This is a genomic window from Bradyrhizobium sp. 23AC (genome assembly GCF_054863025.1).
Map to the genome: position 1 here is coordinate 1 of NZ_JAVAYN010000267.1, position 246 is coordinate 246.

At 66.3% G+C, this 246-nt stretch carries 1 pseudogene; it reads left to right on the forward strand.

What is annotated here, in order from left to right:
• Nucleotides 1-246: pseudogene (locus RAD10_RS42380) on the forward strand (calcium-binding protein); the annotation flags it as partial.

Sequence of the window (246 nt, forward strand, 5' to 3'; positions counted from 1 at the left end):
TCTCCGACACGCTGCTGGGCAGCAGCTTCAACAACAACTTCACCGGTCTTGGCGGCGACGACTACATCGACGGCCGCGCCGGCTTCGACGTTGCCATCTACAACAGCCTCAGCACGGTCACGGGTGGTGTCAGCGTCGACATGGCGGCGGGCACGGCGACCGGCGACGCGTCGATCGGCACCGACACGCTGCGTTCGATCGAGGGCATTCAGGGCACGGGCTACGCCGACAGCTATGTGGCGACGG